Origin of the sequence: Simplicispira hankyongi (genome assembly GCF_003570885.1) — a bacterium.
Taxonomy (GTDB): domain Bacteria; phylum Pseudomonadota; class Gammaproteobacteria; order Burkholderiales; family Burkholderiaceae_C; genus Simplicispira; species Simplicispira hankyongi.
This window is the reverse complement of sequence record NZ_QXJC01000001.1, coordinates 1,348,696-1,366,974: the sequence shown is the minus strand read 5'-3', so window position 1 is coordinate 1,366,974 and position 18,279 is coordinate 1,348,696. Positions and strand designations below refer to the sequence as shown.

At 62.9% G+C, this 18,279-nt stretch carries 15 protein-coding genes and 1 pseudogene; 11 read left to right on the top strand and 5 right to left on the bottom strand.

Annotated features, from left to right (window positions below; all coding sequences use genetic code 11):
* Position 1: 1 nt before the first annotated feature.
* From asnB to D3F03_RS06290, 11 genes and pseudogenes are all read left to right on the top strand, one after another.
* Positions 2–1,969, top strand: coding sequence for an asparagine synthase (glutamine-hydrolyzing) (gene asnB, locus D3F03_RS06340; protein ID WP_119108431.1), 1,968 nt, complete (start codon positions 2–4; stop codon positions 1,967–1,969).
* A gap of 51 nt (positions 1,970–2,020) precedes the next feature.
* Positions 2,021–3,055: a right-handed parallel beta-helix repeat-containing protein gene (locus D3F03_RS06335; protein WP_119108430.1), complete on the top strand. Its 1,035-nt coding sequence runs from the start codon at positions 2,021–2,023 to the stop codon at positions 3,053–3,055.
* A gap of 69 nt (positions 3,056–3,124) precedes the next feature.
* Positions 3,125–4,261 carry a glycosyltransferase family 4 protein gene (locus D3F03_RS06330; RefSeq protein ID WP_245960507.1) on the top strand — a complete coding sequence of 379 codons (1,137 nt, stop codon included), beginning with the start codon at positions 3,125–3,127 and terminating at the stop codon, positions 4,259–4,261.
* Between the two features lie 72 nt (positions 4,262–4,333).
* Positions 4,334–4,927 carry a sugar transferase gene (locus D3F03_RS06325; RefSeq protein ID WP_119108429.1) on the top strand — a complete coding sequence of 198 codons (594 nt, stop codon included), beginning with the start codon at positions 4,334–4,336 and terminating at the stop codon, positions 4,925–4,927.
* A gap of 95 nt (positions 4,928–5,022) precedes the next feature.
* On the top strand, positions 5,023–6,144 hold the full coding sequence (locus D3F03_RS06320) for an ATP-grasp domain-containing protein (protein WP_158606138.1): 1,122 nt from the start codon (positions 5,023–5,025) through the stop codon (positions 6,142–6,144).
* Between the two features lie 74 nt (positions 6,145–6,218).
* Positions 6,219–6,302, top strand: a pseudogene (locus D3F03_RS17395) (sugar transferase); the annotation flags it as partial.
* 153 nt (positions 6,303–6,455) lie between these two features.
* Positions 6,456–7,115, top strand: coding sequence for an acetyltransferase (locus D3F03_RS06310; protein ID WP_119108427.1), 660 nt, complete (start codon positions 6,456–6,458; stop codon positions 7,113–7,115).
* 104 nt (positions 7,116–7,219) lie between these two features.
* Entirely contained in the window at positions 7,220–8,557 is a 1,338-nt protein-coding gene (locus D3F03_RS06305) for an ATP-binding protein (protein ID WP_119108426.1), read from the top strand.
* 45 nt (positions 8,558–8,602) lie between these two features.
* Entirely contained in the window at positions 8,603–9,805 is a 1,203-nt protein-coding gene (locus tag D3F03_RS06300; RefSeq protein WP_119108425.1) for a DegT/DnrJ/EryC1/StrS family aminotransferase, read from the top strand.
* A gap of 23 nt (positions 9,806–9,828) precedes the next feature.
* Complete coding sequence (locus D3F03_RS06295; RefSeq protein ID WP_158606137.1) at positions 9,829–10,230, top strand: VanZ family protein; 402 nt, start codon at positions 9,829–9,831, stop codon at positions 10,228–10,230.
* 26 nt (positions 10,231–10,256) lie between these two features.
* The gene (locus D3F03_RS06290) at positions 10,257–12,254 is read left to right on the top strand and encodes a polysaccharide biosynthesis protein (RefSeq protein WP_119108423.1); all 1,998 of its coding nucleotides are present in this window, start codon (positions 10,257–10,259) and stop codon (positions 12,252–12,254) included.
* 92 nt (positions 12,255–12,346) lie between these two features.
* Here the strand turns inward: D3F03_RS06290 and D3F03_RS06285 are convergent, their stop codons facing one another.
* The 5 genes from D3F03_RS06285 to ileS form a co-directional block, all read right to left on the bottom strand.
* Positions 12,347–12,691 carry a hypothetical protein gene (locus D3F03_RS06285; RefSeq protein WP_158606136.1) on the bottom strand — a complete coding sequence of 115 codons (345 nt, stop codon included), beginning with the start codon at positions 12,689–12,691 and terminating at the stop codon, positions 12,347–12,349.
* A gap of 17 nt (positions 12,692–12,708) precedes the next feature.
* A complete protein-coding gene (locus tag D3F03_RS06280; RefSeq protein ID WP_158606135.1) occupies positions 12,709–14,166 on the bottom strand; it encodes an O-antigen ligase family protein in 1,458 nt (485 codons plus the stop codon).
* A complete protein-coding gene (locus tag D3F03_RS06275; RefSeq protein WP_119108420.1) occupies positions 14,167–14,655 on the bottom strand; it encodes a hypothetical protein in 489 nt (162 codons plus the stop codon).
* A 145-nt stretch (positions 14,656–14,800) separates the two neighbouring features.
* A complete protein-coding gene (lspA, locus tag D3F03_RS06270; protein ID WP_119108419.1) occupies positions 14,801–15,304 on the bottom strand; it encodes a signal peptidase II in 504 nt (167 codons plus the stop codon).
* Positions 15,304–18,186 (bottom strand): isoleucine--tRNA ligase, encoded by a 2,883-nt coding sequence (ileS, locus tag D3F03_RS06265; protein WP_119108418.1) that lies wholly within the window; start codon positions 18,184–18,186, stop codon positions 15,304–15,306. Before ileS ends, lspA begins: the two co-directional genes overlap by 1 nt.
* Between the last annotated feature and the right edge of the window lie 93 nt (positions 18,187–18,279).

Here is an 18,279-nt window from a genome sequence, read left to right as displayed (position 1 = left end):
CATGTGCGGATTTGCTGGTTTTTTGAGCGGCCCCTGGCCTGGCGATGCGGCCCCACTGCGCCTAAAGGACATGACGGACGCGATTGTCCACCGTGGCCCCGATTCCGAAGGCCAGTGGCTGGATGCGGATGCCGCCATTGCCCTGGGCCACCGCCGCTTGGCCATCGTCGAGCTGTCTGCTGCTGGGGGGCAGCCCATGCTGTCAGCATCAGGCCGCTACGTGCTGGCCTTTAACGGCGAGATCTACAACCACCTGGACATGCGCGCCGAGCTAGAGCAATCTGGCCGTGCGCCGGCATGGCGCGGGCATTCCGATACTGAAACGCTGTTGGCCGGCTTTGACGCCTGGGGCATTCGCGCGACAGTTGAGCGTGCCTTGGGCATGTTTGCCTTTGCCCTGTGGTGCCGGCAAACCCGCACGCTCACCCTTGCGCGTGACCGCGTGGGTGAAAAGCCGCTGTACTACGGCTGGCAGGGCACGGGCCGTGCGGCGGTGTTTCTGTTTGGCTCCGAGCTAAAGGCTTTGCGTGCGCACCCCGCCTTTGGCGCGCACATCAACCGCGATGCACTGTGCCTGTTTATGCGGCACAACAACGTGGGCGGCAGCCACTCTATTTATGAAGGCGTGCACAAGCTGCTGCCGGGCGGCCTGCTCACGGTGTCGCAAGCGGCGCCCGTGCCGGTGTGCGAAACTTATTGGTCGGGTGCCGCCGTGGCCGAGCAGGGCGTTGCCCGCCTTTTTTCTGGGTCGGCCACTGAAGCGGTGGATTCGCTGGAAGCACTGCTTAAAGACGCCGTGCACCGCCAAATGGCGGCCGATGTGCCGCTGGGCGCGTTCTTGTCGGGCGGCATCGATTCATCTACCGTGGTGGCGCTGATGCAGGCGCAGGCCAGCCGCCCGGTCAAGACTTTTTCCATCGGCTTTCACGAGGCCGCCTACAACGAGGCCGAGTACGCCAAGGCGGTGGCGCAGCACTTGGGCACCGAGCACACCGAGCTGTACGTGACGCCTGAGCAGGCCATGGCGGTCATACCACGCCTGCCCACGCTGTACGACGAGCCGTTTGCCGATTCGTCGCAAATCCCCACCTTTCTTGTCAGCCAGCTCGCGCGCCAGCATGTCACGGTGTCGCTCTCGGGCGATGCGGGCGACGAGCTGTTTTGCGGCTACAACCGCTACCCGCTCACTGCGAGCTTGTGGGGCCGCCTCTCGGCAATCCCCCAGCCTGTGCGCAGAGCCGTCGCGTGGGGGCTGATGCGCCTGTCGCCGCAAGCGTGGAACCGCCTGGCCAGCCATACCCCGCTGGCGCGGCGGTGGGCCAACGTGGGTGACAAACTGCACAAAGGCGCTGCCGTGATGGCGGCGGGCTCGGTTGATCAGCTTTACGCGGGCATGGTGTCCCACTGGCCACAGCCCGAACTTGTCGTGCGTGGCGGCACCGAGCCGCTGACGCCTTTGACAGGGCTGGCGCCCGCGCTCTCAGGCCTGAGCCCGGTTGAACGCATGATGGCGCTTGACTTGCTGACCTATCTGCCAGACGACATTTTGACCAAGGTAGATCGCGCAGCGATGGGGGGCGGGCTTGAGACACGTGTGCCGTTCCTGGACCACCGCGTCGTTGAGTTCTCGTGGCAAATGCCGGTGAACTATTTGCTGCGCCAAGAGCATGGCCACCTCACAACGAAGTGGATACTGCGGCAGGTTTTGCACCGGTACGTGCCCAAAGCACTGGTCGAGCGCCCCAAGATGGGCTTTGGCGTGCCCATTGACAGTTGGCTGCGCGGCCCGCTGCGCCATTGGGCCGAAGACTTGCTGAGCGAGTCGCGCCTGAAGCGCGAGGGCTACTTCAACCCTGCGCCCATTCGGCAGAAGTGGGCCGAGCATTTGAGCGGGCAGCGCAACTGGCAGCATTTGCTCTGGTGCGTGCTGATGTTTCAGGCGTGGCTGGCCAATGAGGCCTGCGGGTAAGGCCATGGGTAGCTCGGTTTTATTGAGCGATCCGTTTTTTATATTTTTAAAATGAAAATTCTGCACACTCTTTTAATAGTCCCGCTCTGGAGCATCGCATTGCTGGCAAATGCCGGCGGACAGGACTCCTGTACGGTAAAAATGGCAGCAAAGCCAATGATCGATGCACGGGCTCAAGGGGCTGCCGGCGATGGCATAACCGATGACACCAAGGCCTTGCAGGGTGCTATCGACCAGGCTTCGGTTGCCGGTGGTGTGGTTGTCGTCCCTGATGGTGTTTACCTGGTGGATGCCGTGAAAGGCGTCCGGTTGAAAAGCGATGTGGTATTGAAGTTGTCTGAGAATGCTGTCATCAAGGCTGCTCCAAACGGAAGCACCAACTACAGTATTTTGCGGATAGAGAATGCTTCAAATGTGGCGATTATCGGAGGCGTTCTGCTCGGTGAACGGTATCAGCACCAGGGCACAAAAGGTGAATGGGGCATGGGGGTGTCGCTTGCTGCGGCAACCAATATCATTATTAAAAATGTAGTGTCCAAGGACAATTGGGGAGATGGGTTTTACATCGGCGGAAATAGCAAGGATGTTAGCTTCTGCTCGGTTGTTGCGGATGGCAATCGGCGGCAGGGGATGTCCATTATTTCTGGTGAAAATATTCTTGTAACGGGTTCCTCGTTTATAAACACCAAGGGAACGGCGCCGCAAGCGGGAATTGATATCGAGCCCGATGCGAAAGAAATGGTCCGGGGTGTGAAGATCGTAAATTCAAAATTTTGGAACAATAGCGGTGCTGGAATTGCCTCGTATGCTGCGTTCGGCCCAGCGCAGGTTTCTATTTTCGATATTGAGGTGAATGGAAATATGGTTGCTGAGAACAATAATTCTGGTATCTCAATATTCAATACATCGCTTTTCAGGATCATTGGCAATACCCTGAGGGGCAACAGAGGGAATGCGATATTCATGGACGATAAAACACGGGCTGGGTTGGTAAGGGGGAACAGGGTTTTTCATAAGGGCATATTCAATGAGAGCCGCATTGTTGATAATGGCATGAATGCTGTTTCCGATAACTATTTTGATTGATTACAGTCGGCCGAACATGAAGCTTGATTTTGCCTGCGCGATACATCGGGCTTTGGATGGGCGGCTGCCATGGTCTTGCCACGCCAGATGAGGTTTTTGCTGATCGCGGGCCTGGCCGGATCGCTCATCAACTTTCGCGGCCCGTTGATCGCGGCCTTGCAGGCGCGCGGCCTGCAGGTGCATGTGGCGGCGCCTGATTTGCCTGCGGGCGACCCCGTGCGGCGGCAGCTTGAGGCCGCCGGGGTGGTGGTGCACGGCATTCCCCTGCGCCGTACCGGCACCAACCCATTGGCCGATATGCAGACGCTGTGGAGCCTCTGGCGGCTCATGCGTCGGGTGCGGCCCGACTGCGTGCTGGGCTACACCATCAAGCCGGTCATTTATGGCTCGCTGGCCGCCTGGCTTGCAGGGGTGCCCCAGCGCTGTGCGCTCATCACGGGGCTGGGCTATGCGTTCCAGGCGCAGGGCAGTGGGGGCCGCTTGCAGGCGCTGGTGCAGCGGCTGTATGCGCTGGCGCTCTCAAAGGTGCACACGGTGTTTTTTCAGAATCCCGACGACGCGGCGCTGTTTCGCCAGCGGGGCATCGTGGCTGCGGGGGCACGCACCTGCGTGGTCAATGGCTCGGGTGTGGATGTGGGTGCCTTCACCGTGGCGCCGCTGCCCCTAGGCCCGCCGTGCTTTCTGCTGATTGCGCGCCTGCTGGGCGACAAGGGCGTGCGCGAATACGCCCAAGCCGCGCGCCGCATCCGGGCCGCGCACCCGGGCGTGCGCTGCCTGCTGGTGGGTTGGATCGACACCAACCCCGACACCATTGCCCAGCACGAGCTGGACGCCTGGGTGGCCGACGGCTCGCTCGAATTTTTGGGCCGCCTGTCTGACGTGCGCCCCGCCATCGCCGCCTGCAGCGTGTACGTGCTGCCCAGCTACCGCGAAGGCACACCGCGCACCGTGCTCGAAGCCATGGCCATGGGCCGCGCCGTCATCACCACCGACGCCCCCGGCTGCCGCGAGACGGTGGTGGAGGGCGACAATGGGTTTTTGGTGCCGGTGCAGTCGGTCGATGCGCTGGAGCATGCGATGCTGCGGTTTGTTGCCGACCCGGCGCTGGCGGGCCGCATGGGCCTGCGCGGGCGGCAGATCGCCGAAGCGAAGTACGACGTGCACAAGGTGAATGCCGTGATGCTGCGGGCCATGGAACTCGATTGAGGAATATTCAGGGTGTTTTCGGCCTCTAGCGCTTGCTGTATATGCGCGGCAAGCTATTATTTTTAATGTGCCATGAAGCGCCTTTTCGACATCACCACCTCTGCGATCGCCCTGCTGCTGCTGGCCCTGCCGCTGCTGGCCTTGGTTTTGCTGGTGCGCCGCAAGCTTGGCCACCCCGCGTTCTTCCGCCAAGTGCGCCCAGGCCTGCACGGCCAGCCGTTCGAGATGCTCAAGCTGCGCACCATGACGGACGCACGCGGCCCCGATGGCGCCTTGCTGCCCGATGCCGACCGGCTGACGCCTTTTGGCCGCTTTCTGCGCGCCAGCAGCTTGGATGAACTGCCCGAGCTGTGGAACGTGCTCAAGGGCGACATGAGCCTGGTCGGCCCGCGCCCGCTGCTGGTGGAGTATTTGCCGCTGTATTCGCCGGAGCAAGCGCGCCGGCACGAAGTGCGCCCCGGCATTACCGGCTGGGCACAGGTCAACGGGCGCAATGCGCTGGGTTGGGAAGAGAAATTTGCGCTAGACGTGTGGTACGTGGACCATCGCTCGCTGTGGCTCGACATCAAAATTCTGTGGCTCACCGTGCGCAAGGTGCTGGTGCGCGATGGCATCAGCGCTGCGGGCGAGGCGACCATGCCGCGCTTTACAGGGAGCAAGCTGTAGTTCCGCGCACCGTGCCGTGTGCCGGGAGGCTCGCTCGCAGGGCCCGGCGAGCGGTATCGTCAAAAAATGTTAACCAAAATATGCTGCTAGCGCTTATGCAGCAAGCGCAAGCAGCTATCAATAAAAATAAATCGACCCGTACCAACCTCTATGCAAAAGCGAAACTTGTATGCCGTCTTTGGCGCCAGCGGCTTGTGCGGGCCAGCGTGCCCGCCTGCCGATTCAATATTCAGCGCGTCATGACCTGCCACCAGGAAAAAAATTCGGGCCAAAATGTCTTGCTGGTTTCTGGAGTTGGAAAACGCAATGCTTTGATACGAATTATTAAAGGAGAGGCAGAAAATCATCGATTTGACATGGTTGGTGCGGACGCGTCTGATTATTGCCCGGCAAGAGTGGAGTTTGAGAATTTTTCCATTATTCCGGCGGCAACCCAGCAGAATTTTTCAGACGATTATTTGAAATTAGTTAATGCAAATAACGTTACTGCGTTTCTTACGCTAATTGACGTCGAGATTGCGCCGCTTGCCAGGCTTCAACTGCCTTCGTCGATTTGCTTTCTACACCCAGGGATTGAAACGGCCTTGATTTGTGAAGACAAATATTTTCTGTCGATCGCAGCGCAAGAAAACAATGTCAATATTGTAGAGACGCGATTGCTGCCGTTGGATACTTTTCCATGCATACGAAAGGATCGTCGAGGCTCGGCAGCCAGTGGCTTTCAGATTTATCAGAATCCAGAAGAATTACGGAATGCTGGAAATATGGATGGAGATTTTGTCTACCAGCCGTTCTGTTTTGGCGTTCACTATTGCATAGATGCATATTTTTCAATTTATGATTCGCGTCTAATTGATCTGTGTGTAAAGAGGGTGCTTGGCAAAAGCAAGGGCGAATCATTTGTTTTGCAATCGGAAGATTCAACAAGGTTTGTAGATTTTGTCGAATCCCTATCGCCGTGGCTTAATCTCCGAGGTATCGTGAATTTTGATGTCTATGAAGAAGACGGAATTTTTAAACTGATGGATGTCAATTGCAGAATTGGTGGAAATTATCCAGCCAGCCATGTCTTTGGGTGCAACTTGCTAAAGCATCTTTTCGCGGAGCTTACTGGCGGTATTCCTGTGCAGCCGTTGTTTACCAAATATAAAAGTGGCATGCTGGTGTCGAAATATTTTGAATTCACTGCGCCAATTGCTTTCTACGACCGTAAATAAATGTTGAAAGTATGGGCCCCTCTGCATGACTTCTGCGAAGCTGTGGCAGCCCGTGGGTGTGTGGACCATGGCCCACTGTGCGCAAGGTGGTGGCGCGCGATGGCATCAGCGCGGCCGGCGAGGCGACGATGCCGCGGTTCACGGGGAGCAAGCCGTAGGTGGGTAAGCGTGCCTTGCCTCGCCGACGCCGGGAGGTCGAAAGGGCAGGCATGGCAACTCAAAATATCAAGCAAAATAGGCCTCCAGCGCTTATGCAGTAAGCGAAGGCAGCTATCAATACTGAAGTCACCAGCAAAGAAGGAACCCGCACCATGCAGCAGCAGGACTTGTACGCCGTCTATGGCGCCAGTGGTTGCGGTCGCGGCATCATGCCGCTGGCGCGCCAGCAACTCGTGCTGGCTGGTGTGCCCGCCAGCCGCCTGGTGTTTGTGGATGACGCGCCGGGGCCGGCCAAGGTCAATGGCCAGCGCCTCATGACCTATGCGCAGTTTCTGGGCGAACCCGCCGCCGCGCGCTACGCCGTGCTGGCCATTGCTAAAAGCGCGGTGCGCGAGGCGCTGGCCCAGCGCTGCGCAGCCGATGGCGTGCAGCCCTGGGCTGTAACTGCAGCCAACGTCGTGCAAATGGACGATGTGCAGTTGGGCGTGGGCGCTGTGCTCAGCCCCTTTGTCACGCTCACCAGCAACATCCGCATTGGCCGGCACTTTCACGCCAATCTTTACAGCTACGTCGAGCACGACTGCGTGCTGGGCGACTTCGTCACCTTTGCGCCGCGCGTGCATTGCAACGGCAATGTCGTCATTGAAGACCATGCCTACATTGGCACGGGCGCCATTTTGAAGCAGGGCCAGCCAGGCAAGCCGCTGGTGATCGGCCGGGGCGCCGTGGTGGGCATGGGCGCCGTGGTGACCAAAAGCGTGCCGGCTGGGGTTACCGTGGTGGGCAACCCGGCGCGGATGCTCGTGAAATGACCCGGAGAGGCTGTCGCAGGCCTGCGCCCGAAGAGCGTCGTACCCAACAGGGGAGCCCAAAATTATCCTTTTGAGAAGGATAATTTCACGTAAAATGAGCTCTCATGCAGAGCCAATTTCGCCCCATCATCCGGCAAAAAATACTCGATGCGCAGGCCGCCCCCCTGCCATCGCTGACGCGGCGCGATGTGTGGCTTCCGGCAGTCGCCGGCAAGGCATTGGCGGTGATTGGCATGCGCCGCGCGGGCAAGACCAGTTTTTTGTGGCAATTGCTGGCGGAGCGCCACGCCCTGGGCGTCCCGCGCGAGGGCTTGCTGTACTTCAGCTTTGAAGACGAGCGCCTGGCGGGGCTCCAGGCAGCGGATCTGGATGTGCTGGTGGACGAGTATTTTCGCTTGCACCCGCAATGGCGTGACCAACGGCGTTGCACGTTTTTTCTGGATGAAATTCAGGTGGTAAGCGGGTGGGAGGTGTTTGCCCGCCGCTTGCTTGACAGCGAGAACATCGAATTGTTTCTGTCCGGTTCGTCGGCCAAGCTGCTTTCGCGCGAGGTGGCCACGAGCATGCGCGGTCGTGCCATGGAGGCGGTGGTGACGCCCTTCAGCTTTCGCGAGGCGCTGCGCCACGCCGGGCAGGAGCCAGACAAGCCGGCACCGAACCTGGGTAAGGCAGGCCAATCGCAGTTGGAGCACTTGTTGCTTGCCTATCTGCGCGATGGCGGTTTCCCTGAAGCGCAAGGCGTCGCCATGGACGCCCGCAGCCGCCGGGAACTGCTGCGCGGCTATGTGGACGTGGTGCTGCTGCGCGACGTGATCGAGCGCCACAACCTGAGCCAGCCCCAGGTGCTGCGCTGGCTGGTGCAGCAGTTGCTGGGCAATACGGCGGGGGCGTTCAGCATCAACAAGTTCCACGCCGATTTGCGCTCGCGCGGTGTGCCCGTTGGCAAGGACAGCCTGCACCAGATGCTGGCGCATCTGGAAGATGCCTTCCTGCTGAGCAGCATTGCCCTGGCCACCGACTCTGTGCGCCGCCGCCAGGTCAATCCGCGCAAGGTCTATCCCGTGGACACTGGCTTGATGGCGGTGTTCGACCCATCGGGCAAACCCAATCTGGGCCATGCGCTTGAGACTGTCGTCCTGCACGAGCTGCAGCGGCGCGGCGCTGCAGTAGGCTATGTGCTCACGTCTTCGGGATATGAGGTCGATTTCCATGCCGCCCTTCCGGGTGGCGAGCAATGGCTGGTGCAGGTCTGCCTTGATGTGAGCGACGCCGCCACGCTGCAGCGCGAGGTGCGCGCCCTGCAAGATGCCCGGCTAGACTGGCCGCGCGCCCGCATGATGCTGGTGTACCTGTCGGCTCCGCCCGCCCTTGCCGTGCCTGCGCCTATCGAGCTGCACCGTGCCATCCATTGGCTGCTGCAGCCCATGGATGGCACGTCTTGAAAGTTGCCCTGCCGCTTGCCTGTTGCCACCACTTTCACAAAGAAAATGCTGAATACCCCGTTTTCTCCCTGGCCCAGCTTTACCTCCGAAGAAGCCGACGCCGTGCGCGCGGTGCTGCTGTCCAACAAGGTCAACTACTGGACGGGCACCGAATGTCGTGATTTCGAGCGCGAATTCGCCGCCTGGGCCGGCGTGCAGCATGCCGTGGCGCTCGCCAATGGCACGCTGGCGCTGGATGTGGCGCTCAAGGCGCTGGGCATTGGCCCAGGCGACGAGGTGGTGGTCACGCCGCGCACCTTCATGGCCAGCGTGTCGTGTGTCGTCAATGCGGGTGCCACACCGGTGTTTGCCGATGTCGACCCTGATAGCGGCAACCTCACGGCGACCACCATTGCCGCCGTGCTCACGCCGCGAACCAGGGCTGTTATCGTGGTGCACTTGGCGGGCTGGCCCTGCGATATGGACCCGATCATGGCGCTGGCGGCGCAGCATGGCTTCAAGGTGGTGGAAGACTGCGCGCAGGCGCATGGCGCGCGCTACCGGGGCCGCAGCGTGGGCAGCATCGGCCACGTGGGCGCCTGGAGCTTCTGCCAGGACAAGATCATGACCACGGCGGGCGAGGGCGGCATGGTCACCACGAACGACGAAGCGCTGTGGCGCGCCATGTGGGCCTACAAGGACCACGGCAAGAGCTACGCGGCGGTGTACGAGCGCGAGCACCCGCCGGGCTTCAGGTGGGTGATCGAGGGCTTTGGCACCAACTGGCGCATGCTTGAGGTGCAGGCCGCCGTGGGCCGCATTCAGTTGCGCCGCATGGCGGATTGGACGGCCCGGCGCGCGGCGCATGCCGAGGCCATTTGGGCCGCCTGCCGGGGTTTCGACTGCGTGCGGGTGCCCGACTTTGCCGCAGCCACGGCCCATGCGCCGGGCAGTGTGCATGCGCAGTACAAGTGCTACGCCTATGTGCGGCCCGAGGCGCTGGCGCCCGGCTGGAGCCGCGACCGCATCGTGGACGCCATCAACGCCCTGGGCGTGCCCTGCTACCAGGGCTCGTGCTCCGAGGTGTACCTGGAAAAGGCCTTTGACGGCACGCCCTGGCGCCCGGCCGAGCGCTTGCCCGTGGCGCGCGCCCTGGGCGAAACGAGCCTGATGTTCCTGGTGCACCCGACGCTGACGGCGGCAGAAGTGGATCGCACCTGCGCGGTGGTTCGCCAGGTGCTGGGCGTGGCCGGGGGTGCTGGGGGATGAGGCGGGCGCTGCTGATTGCACGCGTGCTTTTCACCATGGCGCTGCTGGTGACCCTGGTCTGCCTGCTGGCCCCGGCCAATGCCGTGCTGGCTGCCAAGGTGTGGGCGGCGTCGTGGTTGCCCATGGCGACGGTGCTTGACGCGGCCGACGCCACGGCGTATTCCGACAAGCTGGTGCACGCCAGCCTGTTTGCCGTGCTGGGGGGATTGGCCGCGCGCAGTTGGCAGCAGGGCCGCCAGCGCTGGTGGGCGGTGGCGGCCCTGCTGCTGCTGGGCGCACTCACCGAGGTACTGCAATCGGCCATACCAGGCCGCAGTGCATCGCTGGGCGATTGGCTGGCCGATGCACTGGGCTTGGCGGGCAGCTTGCTGCTGGTGCCGCCAGTGCAGCCCCCGCGACCCAGATCACTCGGCTGGCAGGCGTGACCGTGCGTTAACTGGAGGGCTCTGACATGCAAACCAACTCGATGGCCCGTGGACTGCTGGCCCTTCCCAGGCCGGTCAAGCAGGTCGTGGCCATGCTGCACGATGTGGTCTTTTGTGGCTTTACGGTGTGGCTGGCGCTGTGCCTTCGGCTGGAGCGCTGGGTGGTCTGGAGCTCTGGCTATTGGCCTGCAGTGGTGGTAGCTATCGGCTTGGCACTGCCCCTGTTTGCCTACTTCGGGTTGTACCGGGCGGTGTTCCGCTACGCGGGCTGGCACGCCATGGTCAGCCTGATTCGCGCCATTGCGGTGTACAGCCTGCTGTACGCCCTGATCTTCACGGTGGTCGGCGTGCGGGGTGTGCCGCGCACGGTGGGCATCATGCAACCGCTGCTCATGTTCCTCATGGTCGGCATCAGCCGCGTGGGGGTGCGTTTTTTTCTGGGCGACCTGTACCGCCGCATGCTGAGCCAGGGCAACCTGCCGGGGGTGCTGATTTACGGCGCGGGTTCGGCTGGGCGGCAACTGGCGTCGGCCCTGCGCAATGGCCGCGAGCAGCGGGTGGTGGGTTTCATTGACGACGACGTGCGACTGCACGGCCATACGGTCGATGGTCTGCGCGTGCATGGGGCGCACCAGTTGACCGTGCTGATCGCCAAGCAGCAGGTGGGCCATGTGCTGCTGGCCATGCCCTCGATCGGACGCAAAGAGCGCAACGCCATTGTGCAGCGCATGCGCCCGCACCCGGTGCATGTGCGCACGTTGCCGGGGGTGTCCGAGCTGGCCTCGGGCAAGGTTACGCTCAAGGATGTGCAAGAGCTCGACATTGCCGACATCCTGGGGCGCGAGCCGGTGTTGCCCAATGGCATTCTGCTCAACCGCAATGTGCGCGGCAAGGTGGTGCTGGTCACTGGGGCGGGGGGCTCGATTGGCAGCGAGCTGTGCCGCCAGGTACTCAAGTGCGCGCCGGTTTGCCTGCTGCTCGTCGAGATGAACGAGTTTTCGCTGTACCAGATTCACCGCGAACTCGAAGACACCTTGGCAGCGGCTGAGGGCGTGGCGCCCGAACTGGTGCCGCTGCTGGGCTCGGCGCAGAACGAAGAGCGCATGGGCGCCATCATGGCCGCCTGGCACCCGCATACCGTGTACCACGCCGCTGCCTACAAGCATGTGCCGCTGGTCGAATTCAACCCGGTGGAGGGCATCCGCAACAACGTTTGGGGCACGCTGGCCTGTGCGCGCGCTGCCGCGCGCCATGGGGTGCAGAGCTTTGTGCTCATCAGCACCGACAAGGCCGTGCGGCCGACGAACATCATGGGTTCAAGCAAGCGCATGGCCGAGCTGGTGGTGCAGGCTTTTGCTGCCTCCGCTCCGGTAGTAGGGCCTGCGGGAGCGGCGCCCACTTGCTTCTCTATCGTGCGCTTTGGCAATGTGCTGGGGTCTTCGGGCTCGGTGGTGCCGCTGTTTCGCCAGCAGATCGCGCAGGGCGGGCCGGTGACACTGACGCACGCCGATGTCACGCGCTACTTCATGACGATTCCCGAAGCCGCCGAGCTGGTGGTGCAGGCGGGCGCCATGGCCAGCGGGGGCGAGGTGTTCGTGCTTGACATGGGCGAGCCGGTGCGCATTGTGGATCTGGCCTACCGCATGGTCGAGCTCTCGGGCATGCGCGTGCGTGACGAGACCTGCCCGGACGGCGAAATCGAGATCAAGGTGACCGGCCTGCGCCCTGGCGAGAAGCTGTACGAAGAGTTGCTGATCGGCAACAACCCGCAGCCCACCACCCACCCGCGCGTGATGAAGGCGAGCGAAGTGTCACTCCCCTGGCCCGCCCTGGAGCACGAGCTTGCCACGCTGAACACTGCCATGGCAGCGGGCGACATGGCCACCGTGCACCGCATGTTGCAGCGGCTTGCAGGCTATACACCGATGGCCGACGAAACGGGTTCACTGCTGGCTGCCAGAAGAATCAGGGTCGAGGACGCGAAGTCGATTTTTGGAGACGCAGAGGGCGGCGTTCGCGCTTAAAAGTTGTAGAAATTGGGGTGGAAATTGGGGTCAGATTCCAATTATTTTCAAATAATTGGAATCTGACCCCAATTTCTACCTCACCCCAATTTCTATTCAAGCGTGCAGTAAAACCCGCCATCTTCGAACGGATAGCCTTCCACGCTGCGCGCATGCGGGTGGTAGCCGGTTGGGGTGTAGCGTTTTCCGCCGTTGTTAAGGGTGGCGCAGTACTGCCGTCCGGTCGTGAGCATCTCTTTGGGCACCGGGCCAAAGGCTTCGGGGTGGTCCCATTGCTTGAGGCCGCGCGCGTTCATGAACAGTTGCGGTGCATTGGGCGATGGCGCCGCACCAGGGCCTGTGGCGCAGCCGGCCAGCAGGCTTGCCGTGAGCAAGGCGGCCGCCAGGTGCATGCGGGGCCGTACTCCCTGAGTGGCCCATTGCGATGCGAAACCCATCCACCTCTGCATCTGCTTCAGGCCTTTGACCGGGTGGGGCGCAGTGGCCGCAGATAGACCCCGAGTAAGAAAGCCGCCGTGAGCGCCAGCGCCGGGATGTGCATGTTGAATTCCACGGTGCTGTGCAGCAGCAGGGCGGTCGCCCCCAGGCCGCACCAGACGCGCAGCGCCAGCTCGCCAGAGAGGCGCCGCTCGGCCCGGTAGGCGCGCAACAGGCGCACGCCCTGGACGGCCATCAGGCCTGCCACCACCAGCGCCAGCAGCACGCCGGGCAGGCCCAGCTCCATGAGCAGTTGGGCGTAGTCGTTGTGTGCGTATTCCACGTAATAGAGAGAGTCGGCCGCCTGGAAGCGTGGGAACACCGATTCGTAGGTGCCGGCGCCACTGCCCCAGGGCCAGAAGGCCTGGGCGCCTTCCAGCGTGGCGGTGGTGAAGTTGTGGCGCGTCTGGGCGTCCGCTTCCAGCGTGGTCGTATCGAGCCGCTGGCCGACGCGTTCGGCGCCCACGCCGATGATCGCGAACAGGGCGAACAGGCCCGCAGCCACGCCCAGGGCGATGCGCTGCTTGCGGCCCAGGCGCGACTTGAGTTTGACACCGAGCAGCAGCATGCTGGCGGTCAGCACCAGTGCAGCCGACAGCAGGGCGCCGCGCGAGAGTGTTGCCAGGGTGACGACCAGCAGTGCAAAGCCAAAGAACAGCCACAGCGCCCCCGTGCCGCCAAAGCGCGCTTCGCCCTTGTGGCTGCCGCGCCCACTCACGCTCTGGCTGAACCAGAAGAACCACACCGGCATGAGCATGACCAGAAAATCGGCCAGGTGGTTGCGGTTGGCGAAGCTGCCGACAAAGCCGGTGGCGCTGTCCACGCCGAAATAGAGTGCGGAGCCGCTGCCCATCCAGAACTGCAGCACCGCCAGCAGCATCTGGCAGGCGCCGGCTGCCAGCAGCACCAGGAGGCATTTCTCCACCAGGGGGCGCGGCAGGTACAGCGCCGCGAAAAGCGTGGCCGCTGCCGGAACGCCGGAGAGCAGGGCGGTGAGGGTTGCTTGCGGGTTCAGGCTGAGCGCCAGCTCCTGCGGCGCCGTACCGCCAGCGGCGGCCAGGGCGTCCAGGTAGATGCCGTGACCTGCCAGGTGGCTCCACGATGGTGCCGACAGCGGGGTGAGCTGCAGCAGGCCCAGCCATACCGGGCTGCTGCCGACAAAGGCCAGCGCCAGCGCAAAGCCGAGGCCGCCGCGCGCCGCCTTTCGGCGTTCGCCCGTGGCTGGCGGCCCGCCAAACAGGCGGTCGAAGCTGAGTGAGCCCAGAAGCAGTGCCAGCAGCGCGGCGCTAAGCGAGAGCAGCCCGGCGAGCGCAATCTGCCGGTTGCCGCCGCGCAGCACAGGCGCTAGGCCAAGCAGCGCGCAGGCCAAAAAAAACACCAACCAGTGACTAAGCTGGTTGGTGTCGGAGCGGGCGTAATGAGGTCGTGAAGACAATCAGCTACCGCTGGCTTTGGTGCTGGAAGTGCTGTTGAGGGCGCCAAGGGTTCCAAGGGTTCCAAAACCTACACCCATCATGCCACCAGTGCCCAAGCCGCCGCCAAAGGCGCCGCCAGCTCCTCCAGCGCTACCGCCAGGACCAGGAAGACCAGCACCCAAACTGGCTTGGGCCAGACGCGTGGTGGAGGCCAAGCTCTGAACCGAGGCAATGGACTGCTCGCAGCTCAGTTTGGAGTTGACCGTGTAGTGCTGGCTGCCCAAGAGGGAGATGCTGCAACCGTTGGCCAGCATGACCGTGGCCATGCCCTTGCTGGCGACCAGCACGGTGCTGCCTTCAGCCAGTGGCATGCCGTTCTTGGCGTGGGCCACGAAACCCTGGCCACCGACACTGACGGTGCCGACCACGTTGTCGAGCGTGCCGACGTTGGCTGCAGCTTGTGCCCCAAAGGCGCAGCAGGCAAGGGCAGCAATAGCAAGTTTTTTCATTTCTCTCTCTCCGGGTGACGGTTTGGTAAAGGTTATATCACATCGAAAAGGTGCGTGGCGAGAGGGTGCAGCGAAAAGTTTGTAGCCCGATGGCGTGCTGGCAACAGCGTTTGCCCCGCTGTATGTTGACTTTGCCGCCGTCCGTTTACCGTGCCCGCCGCACTCTCAGCAGCTCATCCAGTACCAGGCAAATGGCGCCCAGCGTGATCGCCGAATCGGCCATATTGAAGGCCGGAAAATGCGAGCCCGCCCAGTGGAAGTCCAAAAAATCGACCACGTAGCCGTGCAGCAACCGGTCCACCACGTTGCCAATGGCACCGCCGAGGATGCTGGAGAGCGCAAACGCAAACAGCCGTTGCCCTGGGTGGGCGCGCAGTTGCCAGACGATGAACAGCGCCGCCACCACGCCAAAGCCGGTAAACAGCCAGCGCTGCCAGCCACTCGCCTGCGCCAGAAACGAGAACGCCGCGCCGGTGTTGTGCGCCCGCACGATGCTGAAAAAGCTGGTGATGGGCGTGGCGTCGCCCAGGTGGTAGGCGCCGAGGATGAGCGTTTTGGTCAACTGGTCGATGATCAGGACGAACAGCGCCCAGCCGAGCCAGGGCCAGACGCTGCCGCCTGCGCGCGGGGCAAAGTGGCTGCGGGCCATCAGGCGTGCACCCGGGTTTCGCCGGTACCAAAGAGGTTGCTGGTGCAGCGGCCGCAGAGCGTGGGGTGCTCAGCGTCGTGACCGATGTCGGCACGGTAATGCCAGCAGCGCTCGCATTTTTGGTCAGAACTGGCCTTAACGCTTATCTGTATTGCGCTACCAGCTACTAATTCAATAGCGGACGTGATGAACACAAACTTCAAATCGTCGCCCAGGCTGGCCAGCAGCGCGTGGTCTTCGGGGCCTACGGTGAGTTCCACCGTGGCCTGCAGCGATGCGCCCACGGTGCCGGCGGCGCGCAGTTGCTCGATCTCCTTGTTTACCAGGTCGCGGATCTCGCGAATGCGCGCCCATTTGGCCAGCAGCCCTTCGGCCGGTTCGCCCAAGGCGGTGTACTGCTGCATGAAGATCGATTCGCTGCCGCCGACGAATTTCCAGGCTTCCTCGGCGGTGAAGCTCAGGAACGGGGCCATCCAGCGCAGCATGGCCTGGGCGATCTGCCAAAGCGCCGTCTGTGCGCTGCGCCGCGCCAGGCTGGCGGGCGCGGTGGTGTAGAGCCGGTCTTTCAGGATGTCGAGGTAAAAGCCCCCCAGGTCTTCCGAGCAGTAGAGCTGCAGCTTGGCGACCACGGGGTGAAATTCGTACACCTTGTAATGCGCCAGGATGTCGGCTTGCAACTGGGCGGCGCGGGAGAGGGCGTAGCGGTCGATCTCCAGCAACTGCGCCTCGGGCACGGCATCGTGCACGGGGTCGAAGTCGCTGGTGTTGGCGAGCAGGAAGCGCAGGGTGTTGCGGATGCGGCGGTAGGCGTCCACCACGCGGGCGAGGATTTTCTCGTCGCCGGCGATGTCGCCCGAATAGTCGCTCGACGCGACCCAGAGGCGGATGATTTCCGCGCCGAGCTTCTTGTTGATGTCCTGCGGGTCGATGCCGTTGCCAAGCGACTTGCTCATCTTGCGGCCCTGCGCGTCCACCGTGAAGCCGTGCGTCAGCAGGCCCCGGTAGGGCGCGCGGCCCTCCAGCGCGCAGGCCAGCAGCAGCGAGCTGTGGAACCAGCCGCGGTGCTGGTCGTGGCCTTCGAGGTACAGGTCGGCCTCGGGGCCGCTGTCGTGGTGGGCGCCGGCGTGCGATCCGCGCAGCACGTGCTGGAAGGTGGAGCCCGAGTCGAACCAGACTTCGAGGATGTCGGTGCTCTTGGTGTAGTGGGGCGCATCGTCGGCACCCAGTATGTCTTCGGCGGTGACGCGGCTCCAGGCTTCAATGCCGCCTTTTTGCACGATGTCAGCGGCCTGGTCCAGGATCTCCATGGTGCGCGGGTGCAGCTCGCCCGAATCCTTGTGCAGGAAGAAGGGAATCGGCACGCCCCAGCTGCGCTGGCGCGAGATGCACCAGTCGGGCCGGCCGGCAATCATGTCGTGCAGGCGCGCCTTGCCGTTCTCGGGGTAGAAGTGGGTTTGCTCGATGGCCTTGAGGGCGGTCTGGCGCAGGGTCTCTGGGGCCTTGTCTTTGGTGAAAACGCCTTCGCCCTCATCCATGCGGATGAACCACTGCGCCGCAGCGCGGTAGATCACCGGCGTTTTGTGGCGCCAGCAGTGCGGGTAGCTGTGGCTGATGGTTTCGGTCCCCAGCAGGCGGCCGGCGGCTTGCAGCGTGTCGATGACGACGGGGCAGGCCTTCCAGATGTTCTGGCCACCAAACAGCGCCAGCTCCGGCGCGTAGCTGCCGTTGCCCTGCACGGGGTTGAGGATGTCGTCCGTGGCGACACCGTGCGCGACGCAGGAGTTGAAGTCTTCCACGCCGTAGGCGGGCGACGAATGCACGATGCCGGTGCCGTCGCTGGCGGTGGCGTAGTCGGCCAGGTACACGGGCGAGAGGCGCTGGTAGCCGTGGCTGCCGTCGTCGCTGGCCACGTCGTACAAGGGGTGCTCGAACTCCAGGCCGGCAAGCGCCTTGCCTGGTGCCAGGGCCAGCACCAGGCCTTCGAGGCCCCAGCGGGTCATGCAGCTTTCCACCAGCGATTCGGCGATGAGCAGCACACCGCGCGCCGTATCGACCAGCGCGTAGGTCAGCTCCGGGTTCAGGTTGAGCGCCTGGTTGGCCGGAATCGTCCAGGCGGTGGTGGTCCAGATGACGGCAAAAGCGTCTTTGCTGAGCGCGCTCAGGCCAAAGGCGGCGGCAAGCTGGGCCGGGTCGTGCGATTTGAAGGCGACGTCGAGCGTCTGGCTCTTTTTGTCCTGGTATTCGATCTCGAATTCGGCCAGCGATGAGCCGCAGTCAAAGCACCAGTACACGGGCTTGAGGCCCCGGTAGACGAAGCCGCGCTCGATCACGCGCTTGAAGGTGCGGATCTCTTCGGCCTCGTTTTCCGGGTCCATGGTCTTGTAGGGGTGGTCCCACTCGCCCAGCACGCCCAGGCGCTGGAAGTCCGCCATCTGCTGCGCGATCTGCTCGGTGGCGTACGCCCGGCTTTTGGCCTGCATGTCGTCGCGCGAGAGCTTGCGGCCAAACTTCTTTTCGATGGCGTTTTCGATCGGCAGGCCGTGGCAGTCCCAGCCGGGGACGTAAAGCGCATCAAAGCCTTCAAGCTGGCGCGCCTTGACGATCATGTCCTTGAGGATTTTGTTGACCGCGTGTCCCATGTGGATCTGCCCGTTGGCATAGGGCGGGCCGTCGTGCAGGATGAATTTGGGTGCACCGCAGCGGGCCGCGCGCAGGCGCTTGTACAGGCCCTCGTCGTTCCATTCCTTGACCCAGCCCGGCTCGCGCTTGGGCAGGTCGCCGCGCATCGGGAACGGCGTATCGGGCAGGTTCAGGGTTTTGCGGTAGTCCTGCGTGGGTGCAGGAGCAGGAGAGGTGGAAGCGCTGGAGGAGACGTCGGACATCGCGGATTCTCGTGAACGGTGGTGGCAGGCGGGGCGTGGTTGAGGGAGTGCCGGGGCGCCAGGAAAGAGGGGGCTTGGAGGCGCACAGCGCCG

Excerpts from the sequence above, each read along its gene's own strand:
- D3F03_RS06290 (WP_119108423.1), top strand. The coding sequence starts at position 10,257 with ATGCAAACCAACTCGATGGCCCGTGGACTGCTGGCCCTTCCCAGGCCG.
- D3F03_RS06285 (WP_158606136.1), bottom strand. The coding sequence starts at position 12,691 with ATGGGTTTCGCATCGCAATGGGCCACTCAGGGAGTACGGCCCCGCATG.
- D3F03_RS06300 (WP_119108425.1), top strand. The coding sequence starts at position 8,603 with ATGCTGAATACCCCGTTTTCTCCCTGGCCCAGCTTTACCTCCGAAGAA.
- D3F03_RS06325 (WP_119108429.1), top strand. The coding sequence starts at position 4,334 with ATGAAGCGCCTTTTCGACATCACCACCTCTGCGATCGCCCTGCTGCTG.
- D3F03_RS06305 (WP_119108426.1), top strand. The coding sequence starts at position 7,220 with ATGCAGAGCCAATTTCGCCCCATCATCCGGCAAAAAATACTCGATGCG.
- D3F03_RS06320 (WP_158606138.1), top strand. The coding sequence starts at position 5,023 with ATGCAGCAAGCGCAAGCAGCTATCAATAAAAATAAATCGACCCGTACC.
- asnB (WP_119108431.1), top strand. The coding sequence starts at position 2 with ATGTGCGGATTTGCTGGTTTTTTGAGCGGCCCCTGGCCTGGCGATGCG.
- D3F03_RS06275 (WP_119108420.1), bottom strand. The coding sequence starts at position 14,655 with ATGAAAAAACTTGCTATTGCTGCCCTTGCCTGCTGCGCCTTTGGGGCA.
- D3F03_RS06330 (WP_245960507.1), top strand. The coding sequence starts at position 3,125 with ATGGTCTTGCCACGCCAGATGAGGTTTTTGCTGATCGCGGGCCTGGCC.
- ileS (WP_119108418.1), bottom strand. The coding sequence starts at position 18,186 with ATGTCCGACGTCTCCTCCAGCGCTTCCACCTCTCCTGCTCCTGCACCC.
- lspA (WP_119108419.1), bottom strand. The coding sequence starts at position 15,304 with ATGGCCCGCAGCCACTTTGCCCCGCGCGCAGGCGGCAGCGTCTGGCCC.
- D3F03_RS06335 (WP_119108430.1), top strand. The coding sequence starts at position 2,021 with ATGAAAATTCTGCACACTCTTTTAATAGTCCCGCTCTGGAGCATCGCA.
- D3F03_RS06310 (WP_119108427.1), top strand. The coding sequence starts at position 6,456 with ATGCAGCAGCAGGACTTGTACGCCGTCTATGGCGCCAGTGGTTGCGGT.